Source organism: Candidatus Chordibacter forsetii, assembly GCF_964187505.1.
Classification (GTDB): domain Bacteria; phylum Verrucomicrobiota; class Verrucomicrobiia; order Opitutales; family Seribacteraceae; genus Chordibacter; species Chordibacter forsetii.
Map to the genome: position 1 here is coordinate 1 of NZ_CAXLML010000048.1, position 10,499 is coordinate 10,499.

Annotated in this window: 14 protein-coding genes and 1 other RNA gene; 9 read left to right on the forward strand and 6 right to left on the reverse strand. The window is 44.3% G+C overall.

All coding sequences use genetic code 11. From position 1 onward, the window contains the following. Both ACKPQ4_RS02140 and ykgO read right to left on the reverse strand, forming a co-directional pair. Positions 1–179 (reverse strand): 50S ribosomal protein L31 (locus tag ACKPQ4_RS02140; protein WP_407679577.1); only part of this gene is annotated, 179 nt, incomplete at its 3' end. A 28-nt stretch (positions 180–207) separates the two neighbouring features. Next, on the reverse strand, positions 208–333 hold the full coding sequence (gene ykgO, locus ACKPQ4_RS02145) for a type B 50S ribosomal protein L36 (protein ID WP_407678138.1): 126 nt from the start codon (positions 331–333) through the stop codon (positions 208–210). 110 nt (positions 334–443) lie between these two features. On the opposite strand from ykgO, the gene rpsR reads away from it, so the two are divergent. The 3 genes from rpsR to ACKPQ4_RS02160 all read left to right on the forward strand — a co-directional run bounded on the left by rpsR (position 444) and on the right by ACKPQ4_RS02160 (position 3,608). Then, on the forward strand, positions 444–641 hold the full coding sequence (gene rpsR / locus ACKPQ4_RS02150) for a 30S ribosomal protein S18 (protein WP_407679565.1): 198 nt from the start codon (positions 444–446) through the stop codon (positions 639–641). Between the two features lie 24 nt (positions 642–665). Next, positions 666–1,673 carry an L-threonylcarbamoyladenylate synthase gene (locus tag ACKPQ4_RS02155; RefSeq protein ID WP_407679566.1) on the forward strand — a complete coding sequence of 336 codons (1,008 nt, stop codon included), beginning with the start codon at positions 666–668 and terminating at the stop codon, positions 1,671–1,673. A 90-nt stretch (positions 1,674–1,763) separates the two neighbouring features. Further along, on the forward strand, positions 1,764–3,608 hold the full coding sequence (locus ACKPQ4_RS02160) for a coiled-coil domain-containing protein (RefSeq protein ID WP_407679567.1): 1,845 nt from the start codon (positions 1,764–1,766) through the stop codon (positions 3,606–3,608). Between the two features lie 24 nt (positions 3,609–3,632). On the opposite strand, the gene ACKPQ4_RS02165 is transcribed toward ACKPQ4_RS02160, so the two are convergent. Continuing rightward, complete coding sequence (locus ACKPQ4_RS02165) at positions 3,633–4,598, reverse strand: acetyl-CoA carboxylase carboxyltransferase subunit alpha (protein ID WP_407679568.1); 966 nt, start codon at positions 4,596–4,598, stop codon at positions 3,633–3,635. Positions 4,599–4,623: 25 nt separating this feature from the next. Beyond that, positions 4,624–4,995 carry a tetratricopeptide repeat protein gene (locus ACKPQ4_RS02170; RefSeq protein WP_407679569.1) on the reverse strand — a complete coding sequence of 124 codons (372 nt, stop codon included), beginning with the start codon at positions 4,993–4,995 and terminating at the stop codon, positions 4,624–4,626. Between the two features lie 117 nt (positions 4,996–5,112). Here ACKPQ4_RS02170 and ACKPQ4_RS02175 point away from each other — a divergent pair, with 117 nt between their 5' ends. The 3 genes from ACKPQ4_RS02175 (at position 5,113) to rpsT (ending at position 6,610) form a co-directional block, all read left to right on the forward strand. Then, entirely contained in the window at positions 5,113–5,829 is a 717-nt protein-coding gene (locus tag ACKPQ4_RS02175; protein ID WP_407679570.1) for a zinc ribbon domain-containing protein, read from the forward strand. A 69-nt stretch (positions 5,830–5,898) separates the two neighbouring features. Then, an RNA gene (rnpB, locus tag ACKPQ4_RS02180) (RNase P RNA component class A) lies at positions 5,899–6,291 on the forward strand. A 58-nt stretch (positions 6,292–6,349) separates the two neighbouring features. Next, positions 6,350–6,610 (forward strand): 30S ribosomal protein S20, encoded by a 261-nt coding sequence (rpsT, locus tag ACKPQ4_RS02185; RefSeq protein WP_407679571.1) that lies wholly within the window; start codon positions 6,350–6,352, stop codon positions 6,608–6,610. Positions 6,611–6,657: 47 nt separating this feature from the next. Here the strand turns inward: rpsT and ACKPQ4_RS02190 are convergent, their stop codons facing one another. Next, positions 6,658–7,029 carry a dUTPase gene (locus ACKPQ4_RS02190; RefSeq protein WP_407679572.1) on the reverse strand — a complete coding sequence of 124 codons (372 nt, stop codon included), beginning with the start codon at positions 7,027–7,029 and terminating at the stop codon, positions 6,658–6,660. 211 nt (positions 7,030–7,240) lie between these two features. Between ACKPQ4_RS02190 and ACKPQ4_RS02195 the strand changes: the two genes are divergently transcribed. The 3 genes from ACKPQ4_RS02195 (at position 7,241) to ruvB (ending at position 10,209) form a co-directional block, all read left to right on the forward strand. Continuing rightward, on the forward strand, positions 7,241–7,771 hold the full coding sequence (locus ACKPQ4_RS02195; protein ID WP_407679573.1) for a hypothetical protein: 531 nt from the start codon (positions 7,241–7,243) through the stop codon (positions 7,769–7,771). A 68-nt stretch (positions 7,772–7,839) separates the two neighbouring features. Further along, entirely contained in the window at positions 7,840–9,144 is a 1,305-nt protein-coding gene (gene murA / locus ACKPQ4_RS02200; RefSeq protein WP_407679574.1) for a UDP-N-acetylglucosamine 1-carboxyvinyltransferase, read from the forward strand. A 21-nt stretch (positions 9,145–9,165) separates the two neighbouring features. Next, a complete protein-coding gene (gene ruvB, locus ACKPQ4_RS02205; protein ID WP_407679575.1) occupies positions 9,166–10,209 on the forward strand; it encodes a Holliday junction branch migration DNA helicase RuvB in 1,044 nt (347 codons plus the stop codon). Here the strand turns inward: ruvB and ACKPQ4_RS02210 are convergent. Continuing rightward, positions 10,202–10,499: NUDIX hydrolase (locus ACKPQ4_RS02210; RefSeq protein WP_407679576.1), on the reverse strand; the 298-nt coding region annotated here is incomplete at its 5' end. The genes ruvB and ACKPQ4_RS02210 overlap by 8 nt on opposite strands.

Below are 10,499 nucleotides of genomic sequence, written 5' to 3' on the forward strand. Positions count from 1 at the left end.
TCACCAGTGAATGCTGGGTGAGAATCCATGGTGATATCGCGAACTAATACATGGCGGTCGATGCCGGCCACATTCTCAGTTTTCTTGGAACTAGCAGTAGAAAAGGTGTTAAACTTCTTACCAGTGGATACATCCACAAAGGTAACTGAATTAAGTTTAGGATGAATGTCTTTTTTCATCTGTATAAGAAAGTAGGTTTATAAAAAATCAACCTTGGCGTGCTTTAAAACGCGGGTTGGTTTTGTTAATGACATAGAGGCGGCCTTTACGGCGTACTACCTTGCAGTCGGGGTGACGGTTTTTGAGGGTCTTGATGGATGATACAACTTTCATAACAAGGAAATAACCAATCAAACTAGATCCCCTTCGTCAATCAAAACCGAATAAGATCAATTGAACTTTGGCATTGAACATTTTTCTTTGTTGTTCATTGTAATATCCATATGAGCGAAACTTCAGTAGCCCCATCCAAAAGCAAAAACCCCGAGCATTATTCCTTTATGGATCGTGATGCCTTGGCCAAGTACACTACCGACACGGGAAAAATCATTTCCCGCAAGTACACAGGACTTACTCCTATGCAACAGCGAAAAGTGTCCCGCTTAATTAAAAAGGCGAGGCACATGCTAATCCTCAAATAAGGCCCAAAAGCCTTGCGGTGACGGGTGCTCATCTCCTTAGATGATGCGATTGCCCGATTAAATCAGGGTGAATTAGTTGCTCTGCCAACAGAAACGGTTTACGGACTTGCCGGACTTGCTTTGCAAGCAAATACGGTCCGAAAAATTTTCGAACTCAAGGGAAGGCCTTCAACAAACCCACTAATAGTTCATGTTACTGATTTTAGCGAAGCGGAAAATCTTGCCGAGTTTAACGATCTGTCAAAACGGGTATGCAAAATCTTTTGGCCCGGACCGATAACTATTGTTTTACCAAAGAAAGATTTGATTCCCTTGGAGGTTACTGCCGGCAACCAAACGGTTGCCCTTCGTGCACCAAATCATCCGATATTTCGAGAAATTTTACATCGGTTAAAACAACCGCTTGCCGCACCGAGTGCCAATCCATCGAACCGAACTAGCCCAACCACTGCTGGTCATATTGCTGAATTGTTTGGCGACATGGCACCACCTACAGTGGATGGGGGTGCTTGCATAGTAGGATTGGAATCAACGGTTCTGGACCTTACTTATGATAAACCAACTATCTTAAGACCAGGCATGATCACCCGTAATGATCTGCAACTGGCCTTGGGTGAAGAAGTTCTTTTAGGTCCCCATGTGATCCAGAGGATGAACAAGGCAGGTCAAACTGCCGGTGATCAATCTCCAGGTATGAGCGATTGCCATTATGCACCTAAAACCCCTTTATTTTTGCATGCAGACACGAAGGAATTATTGGAATCAGCACAATTATCTCGTAAAGATTTAATCATTGTCTGCACTGCCGAGGAAAGAAATGTAATCGAGCAAAAAGACTTCTCTTGCTTGGCTCTTTCAATTTCTGGTAGCGAGGGGGAAATTGCACGCAATTTATACAGCGTCTTAATCCAAGCAGACAAAAAGAAGAGAAGAAGATTGCACTTAGTCTTTTCTCACAGTCCAAAGGGCTTAAACCGTGCAGTGTTAGACCGTCTTACCAAGGCGGCAGTCCAATCGAATATACAAATTTAATAACTACCATGATTTTGGTGTTACTTAAGTATCGCTTGCCATGTGAACAAAATTGCTATTCCAATTAGACAATTTTAAATTTCTTCTTATATGTCGCGCAAGATTTACAATAGATCAATTTTATCAACACTAACTGTTTTTTTAGTCGGAAGTATTGCTCATGGGCAAACCGATGCCCAACTGCGCGATCCGGAATTTTTAATCAAGCAATACAACGACTTAGCCGCTAAGCACAATGCACTGGTGGAAAAGACAAGGTCCGTGGTCTTGCAACAGTTAAACGCACCTCAGGTAGCCCCACCCTCTCCTCAATCGGCCAAGTTGCAGGATGATTTAAACGAAGCACTTGGACAAATTGCGGCCCTAGAAACTCAGCTTCTAAAGCTTAAGCAAGAAGGTCTACGCAGTGTAAACAGCAATCAATACCTGGACGAAACCAACGCCCGTTTACGCAGACAACTTCAACAACTCAAAGCAGATGAAAAGGAATTAGAATTACGCAATCAGGAATTGGCCCTAGACAACCGAAAGCTAGAACAGTCTTTGGACAATCGGGATAATTCAGATGAAAGTGCTTATTCCAAAATAAGAAACCTGGAACTTGCCAATTCCACGCTTGATCGAAAAGCAAAAGATTTACGAACTGATATGAGTGCGGCCAAGGCCGTTAAAAACAAGTTGGAAGCCCAACTCGATCGGGCAGAAAAAGAAAACGCCAAGCTTAATCAAAAACTTGCCTCACTTGGAATCGATCAAGAAACCACCGACTCTCGACTGTCCGAAATGAAAGCCCTGATGAGAGAAGCTCAAAATGAGGCGAAAATGTTGGAGAACGAAGAAATTGTCCTGAGTGAAGAATTAATGAATGCTAGAAATGAGATTGCTCGTTTAAATGGAATCTTAGCATTAGAGCAGGATCGTTCATCCCTTGTTTTGGGAGATAAAGAAGATTTATCAGATAAAGTTTCTAGATACCAAATCGAAACAGACGCATTACGAGCCCAACTTTCCAATCTCCAACAAATTAATACCGATCTTACAATAGAAGCACAGAGGCAGGGAGAAAATGCCAGGCTCATTCAAATGACCAATAATGACCTCCGTACCAAGTTGGAAAGAACTTCCACTCGCAACGATTCTCTTCTCGATACCGATATGTCTCAAAAAGAAGAACTTAGTATTTTGCGGGCCGAACTAAACAATTTAGCAATGCAAGAATCTCGAATTTCTAACGAAATGGTAGGATTACGAGACTCGAACGAAATGTTACTTGCCAAAACATCCGCACTGGAATCGGAAAATTCGGACATGTTACGTGCGGTTGATTTAATGAGAGAAGAGATCGAAAACATTGAATCAAACGAAAGAAACTTGATTACCAAACTCAAAGACTTAGACCAGGAAAACCAAGACCTGATGTCTCAAAGCGGGTCACTTCACGACGAACGTGGATTCTTTAAAGACAAATCAAGAAACCTCGAAATTCAACTCAACCGTGCGGTGGCCAGTGAAAGATTACTCAGCCAAGAAGCTGGAATTTTGGAAGCAAATATTAGAGAGCTCGAAGTCAAAATTAACAATCTTGAGAACGCGGGAAGTACGGAGTATCAAGATTTAATGGCTGAAACGAGGGAGCTAGAATCAGAATACTCTGAAGTTCTTGCTCGCGAACAGGTCTTAATAAACCGGATGAATTTATTGGAGAAGGAAAATATTCGCCTCGAACAAGACATAGTTAGAATGACCGACCGTGAGACCGATCTAAACAATGCGATTATCTCACTTAAAGAAAATATGGTCATCATGGAAAGGGAGTTAGAATCTTCGATGCGCATGCGCGAAAGACTCAAAGATAGTATGATCGATGTGATCGATCGAAACGAACGGTTGGGATTGAGCGGGCCTCCAGCTCCAGATCTTAGCAATCGTTACTAAGAAATAATCCTAATTGGGTTATCGCTAAGCGGTAAATTTTCCCATCTTCCTAAACTTCTCATACCTTAATTGCGCAAATTCACCTGATTGTACTTTGCTCAATTCCTGTAATTCACCAAGTAATGCAACCTTAATTGTTTGGGCAGTAACATCCCAATCACGATGAGCTCCCCCAGCAGGTTCTGGGAGAATCTTATCGACTATACCTAGGTTTAAAAGTTCGTTGGCATCAAGCTTTAGTGCCTCCGCGGCATTTGCGGCAAAAGCCCTATCTTTCCATAAAATAGCGGCACAGCCTTCGGGCGAGATTACCGAGTAATAGGCATTTTCGAGAATCAATACACGATCTGCAACTGCCACTCCAAGTGCACCTCCAGAACCACCCTCGCCAATAACCAAGGCAATAATGGGTACTTCAAAATTTGACATTTCGCGAAGGTTTACAGCAATCGCTTCAGCAACATGCCTTTCCTCTGCCCCAATTCCCGGATAAGCGCCCGGAGTATCAATTAAAGAAATAATGGGTAGACCAAAACGGTCGGCCATTTTCATAAGTCGTAAAGCCTTTCGGTATCCCTCAGGATTTGGACAGCCAAAATTCCTCTTTAAATTCTCTTCGGTATTTCTACCCTTTTGTTGAGCGATTACCATGACTCTTTGACCGTCTAGAGATGCAGGGCCCCCAATCAATGCATTATCATCTTTAAATAACCGATCCCCGTGAAGTTCTTCAAATCCAGAAAAGATACGCTTGATAAGATCGGGCGAATACGGCCGGTTGGGATGCCTAGAGAGCTGGACTTTTTGCCAAGGGCTCAAGTCTGAGTAGACTTGTCGCTTGGTTTGTTCGATCTTTTTTTCGATCGCTTTAATCTCATCGGTGAAGTCCATATCCGAATTAGTGGAGGACTGCATGAGAACATCCAATTGTTTCTCCAAATCGAGAAGGGGTCTTTCAAAATCTAAACTTTGTTTATTGGTCGCAGGCATTGGGCTAATTTTTTTTAAATAAAGATTATCCGTTGTGCTCGTCCTGAGCAAGTTCATCCTTCCACCCCAGTACTCTTGCCTTTGAAGAGGCTTCTTCGGCACCCTCCTTATCCCCCTGAGACACCAATATCCTAGCAAGACTGACATTAGAAGTAAGATCGTCAGGGTTAATGGATAATGCCTTACGGCAAGCATGTTCGGCAGCAGAAAAATCCTTTGTAGATAAACGAATTTCTGAAAGAGCTCGCCAAGCAGACAAATCGTTCTCGTGTCTGGACAAATATTCGACAAGGAGAGACTCAGCCTCCTTCTCTTCTCCTAGGGTAAAGAGCAGGACTGCTTGGTCAACAAGTTGGACAGATGAATCTTGAGATGTCATAAAATTGTAGAATTTCATTCTGCCACTGAATGGCAGTGAAGTAAAGCTTTGCGCCTAAATCCTTGTATTTTGCCAAAAGGAAAGTCATGTAGGGAGTTGCCTTACACATATTTACCCCACTCTTACTTTAACATCATGTTGTTTCAAGACGCAGATTTTCAAAAACTTCTCCTCCTCCATAGCCGAGACAGACGCTTCCAAAAACTTCGGCAAGATGTTAAAGAGCTTCCTGAAGAACTTGCCAGAATGGAAAAAAAGATAGCTGTGGAAAAAGAATCTGTAGAACTTGCACTCGCAGAATGGAAAGGCCTGGAATCTGAAAATAATTCATTGGAAAAAGAAATTCTCTCCATGAACGAATCCATTAACAGGCAAAGAAATAAGCAATTGGAAGTTAAAAAGAATGAAGAATATCAGGCTTTAGAAAATGAAATTTCAAATTTGTTAGCCAAAATTGAAGACCGTGAAAACGAACAAATTGAAATACTCCTGAAAATTGATGGAGCACGCGAAACTGCTGAATTGGCACAAGGTAAAATTACCGAGCGAGTAGCAGAAATGGAGAAGCAAAGGGATGAGCGTGCTGAACAAGGGGAGGAGAAAAAAACTGAACTTTTAGATCTTGAAAAAGAAATTGAACAAACCCGACAGGAGGTAGAACCGAGCTTTCTCTCTTCCTACGATCGCGTGACCACGATTGTATCTAGACCTCCCTACATGGCTCCGATATCCGATCAAAAATGTTCGGGCTGTCACTTGAGGGTATCTAACGATGTGGTTTCCTCCGCACTTGTGGAAAAAAAGATTACTCAGTGTGATCAATGCGGCCGTATCGTTTACATAGAAAGATGATCGTTCAAAGCAAATATCCACTGGAGGAAAGGGCTCCAATCTTTTTAAAGGATAAAAGTTCTAAAATTTTCCGAGAAGCGGTCATTCGCTCCCATGCCTTTGGGCAAAGGAGAGGAAAGTCCGGACATCACAGGGTAGGATTCCTCGTGAAAGCGGGGGGGGCTTGTTTCAATGCAAGTTCACGGAGAGTGCCACAGAAAACAAACCGCCTCTCTAGGGAGGTAAGGGTGAAAAGGTGGGGTAAGAGCCCACCGCCGTTCGAGCAATCGGACGGGCATGGTAAACCCAATCCGATGCAAGACGAAATAGGAAACCGGGCTACCCGTCTATGGTTTCGGGTACGTCGCACCTCGCTCGCGCGGGGATTTGATCTTTGGTCAAATAGATAAATGAATGGCAATCCTTGCGAAAATTCATTTTTGCATAGGGTTACAGAATCCGGCTTACAGCTTCTCGGAATCCTTTTTATGTTAATGTTTCAAGTTGACGAATAGAGAAAATTAGAATTTTTTAATTCGCTATGGCCAATACCCAGTCAGCATTAAAGAACATTCGTAAAAACAGGACTAACTACCTGAGAAATCGCTCGATTTCGAGTAAGCTCAAGACTTTAGACAAAGCTTTTCAGGCATCTGTAGAATCAAAGGACAAAGAAGCCGCATCACTTGCCGCCAAATCTTTGATCTCCGCCTTGGACAAAGCAAGCAAGAGCAATTTGGTGCATGCTAACAAAGTAGCTCGTAAGAAAGCTCGTTGTGCCGCTCTTGTCTCGGCACTCTAAGTTTCCAAAAACCTAATAGCCACTAAGTGGCTATACCCGAGTCCTTTTTAGATGTGTCTCGAGTCGTCTTCGTCTTTTGACGAGTAACCGCTTTCTTGCCTCTTATGATTTACTTCATTTTTCTTGAGGTAAGCTTCGTGAACATCATCCGCAGACATCCCCATGACCTGGGCAAGTGAGATGAGAAAGTGAAATAAATCCACGATTTCGACTTTTGCATTCTGCTTGTCAAACTCTTGATATTTTGCCCACCACTTCCAAGGCACGGAATCAGTAAGCTCTGCTAATTCCTGTTGCATCGCCCGGACATAATTGAGAATCCACTTCGTGCGGTCCTCATCGTTCAACTCATCCATATTTACCCCAATCCTTCGGTTAAGAACCTCCTGGAGTTCGAAAATGTTTTCCAATTTATCCATCAACGCATTTTAAGTACTTTCCTTAAGCAGGTTGCAAGTGGTTTCGCAAAGTTTTGTAAATTCTTTTACCTTGTAGGCATCCCAGCTAGGATATAGATTCTTAAATCTGCCCTGCCCGGCGTGTTGTACCTTCTAAAAAGAGCAACAAAGCCCGATAGACAGGCTCGATTTTTTGCTAAGTCGAAATTAATCAGTCATTACAACATAATATATGAAATCTAGAATTCGTTCACGTTGGCACAGACCCAATGAAAAACCATTGGAGAACGATCGTTCTTCAACTCCAGCTGCCCCCATGGGAGAAATTGATGCAGCCAACCCGGTATCTCTGACCGATGACCTAAGCAATTTCAAACCTAGTGAAAACGCTGGGCGTCCCCATTCGAGAAATGAAGATCGTGGAAATCGCAGTGATGATAGACGCGGTGGCCGCAAGCCTCGGGAGGGTAATCGTCAGCCACGCCAAAGAAAAGACCGTGGAGAAAATCGTCCACATCAGGACAATAAATCTCCAGAAAACAGTGAATCTAACACGCCTCACAATCGTAAAAACCATAAACCGAGAAGAAAATCGGGAGGCCCGAGAAATAACGAGCATTCATCCAAACCGAGACCTGAGAATTCCAAGCATTCCAAAAATAAGTCAGGTGGACCAAGGAAATCACATTCCAAGGCACCTGCCAAAACTCCGGTAAAAGCCACTGGACTCAAAGGGTTTCTCGGTAAAATATTTGGTTCGTAATTCAAGGACACCAAGTGGATCTCGCCAATTACTCAGAATAACTTTTCTTCTTCCGGTCCCTCTAAGGTATGGAGATCTTAAGAATTCAGGGAGGTCAACGCCTCGAAGGAAAAGTTCAAGTTAGCGGCTCTAAAAACGCCGCCCTCCCCCAATTTGCCGCAGCTCTTTTAAGTGGCGAGGAAACAATCCTAGAAAATGTTCCTGACCTCAGCGATGTTCGATTCATGGGTGAAATCCTCTCCCATCTTGGAACTGATATCGAACGACTCGGACAAAACACTTGGAAAATCCATCCGGCGAACATACATCCCGATGCCCCCTATGAATTAGTGCGTAAAATGCGGGCATCTATTTGCTTGCTTGGACCTCTTGTAGCCCGTTTGAAAAGAGCAAAGATTCCGATGCCTGGTGGTTGCGTAATTGGCCACCGCCCAATTGATCTACACCTCCGAGCCCTCAACGAAATGGGGGCTAATGTATCGCTAAATCAGGGCGTGGTTGAAGTGGATGGATCCTCAATGAAACCCGCTACGATATTTATCGGGGGGAGGCACGGAAGTACGGTTACCGGAACTGCCAATGCAATCATGGCTTCCGTATTGACCCATGGAACCACCGTGCTCGATGGGGCTGCATGCGAACCAGAGATTTTAGATTTATGCACCATGCTGGAAAAAATGGGGGCAAAGATTTCCGGTGCGGGTTCTCACTTACTAAAAATTGAGGGAGTTGAAAAACTCCAAGGCTGTACCCACCGAGTAATTCCAGATCGTATCGAGGCAGCCACTTACATAATGGCAGGTGCAATCACACGAGGAAAAGTTTGCGTACAAGGAATTCGACCAAACCACTTGGGCGCTTTCGCTAAAGTGATGAAAGAATCGGGCATACAATTACAAGAGATCGGTGCAGATACAATCGAGGTTAAAACTGACCCAAGTGGCCTCAAACCCTTTGAAGTCATTACCCTGCCCTACCCTGGATTCCCCACGGATCTACAAGCTCAGGCATGTGCCCTTGCCTGTACCATTCCGGGTCTTAGTATTTTAACAGAACGTGTATACGCTAGTCGTTTCATGCACATCCCTGAACTTTTACGGATGGGAGCAGAAGTATCATTGGAGGGTGCCAATGCAATCGTGCGGGGTGGAAAAACTCTTAATGGGGCACCCGTTATGGCATCAGACCTGCGTGCCAGTGCCGCATTAATCCTTGCCGGTTTAGTCGCTGAGGGTGAGACTTGGGTTCATCGCATTTATCACTTGGACAGAGGGTATGAGTTATTGGATAAAAAACTTAGGAATTTGGGGGCGAAAATTGAGCGCCTTCCAGAATCCGCGTTGCCACCTGCCTTTCGCAGTCCTGTTGATTGATTCGTTTGACTTGCAAAGAAAATGACTGAAGAACCGCCCAAAGGACGAACTTTTTTTGATGATTCATTGTCACCTATCACCGAAGTAGACGCCGCCTTGCGTCCTCCGTCTTTTGATGATTTTACAGGGCAACCCAAGACAATTGAACGATTACAAGTGATGGTCGGAGCCGCGGCCAAGCGGGAAGAAGCCCTCAAGCATGTTTTGTTATGTGGTCCTCCTGGATTAGGCAAAACCAGCCTTGCACATATTATCGGACATGAATTGCAAAGGGAGGTACGGATAACCTCCGGGCCAGTGATTGACAAACCTGGTGATTTGGCCGGATTACTGACTAATCTGCAAGGAGGAGACATTCTTTTTATTGATGAAATTCATCGTATCCCCAAGACCGTAGAAGAATACCTTTACTCTGCCATGGAAGACTTCCGGATTGATATTATGATTGATCAAGGACCCAACGCACGAAGTGTTCGTCTGGAAATCCCACGCTTTACCCTGGTTGGTGCGACTACTAGAGTTGGTCTGCTCTCCGCTCCCATGCGCAGCCGCTTTACTCTGCAAACCCGTCTGGATTACTATGGGCGGGAAGACCTTACCAAAATTGTGCTACGGAGTTGTAAACTCTTGGACTGTACTATCGATCAACAGGGTGCGGAAGAAATTGCCGCACGGGCTCGGGGTACTCCCCGGATAGCCAATAATTTAATTCATTTTGCACGTGACTATGCCGAACAACGATCGGATGGAACCATAAACCGAGAATTTGCTTCCAAAGCTCTGGAGCTCTTGGAGATCGATGATCGTGGACTCGATGAAATGGACAAACGTATCCTCTCCACTATGGCGGAAAACTATAAGGGGGGCCCCGTAGGTCTGGGCACCGTAGCTGTTGCGGTCAATGAAGAGGAGCATACATTGGAAGAAGTTCATGAACCCTTCCTCATTCAAGAGGGTTACCTTAAACGCACCCAACAAGGAAGAGTACTTACTCCAAAAGGTTGGGAAGCCAGCGGTGTGGTACCAGGAGCAGGTAGCGAAGGTTCCCAGCTCTCTCTTATGTAAGGTTGGAGAATTTCTTACGGGCAAAGGGAAAGAGATACCTAAAAGAACTGGCGAAATGGGCAGGTTCACGGGCCATCCATTCGTCCAACTCTAAAAGTCCAATTTCCCGAAGGTCGGAAATTTCCGTAGAGTCAGCCACCGGATTTATCTGTTGGGAGACTTGGTAAGAGCGTATAAACTCATACCCATTATCTGGGCAAGGATCAGATCGTAAAAGTTCACTAAGATCAGATTGTTCAATGGATACATTCAATTCCTCGGTCATCTCCCGGGTGGCGGCAAACTCATAA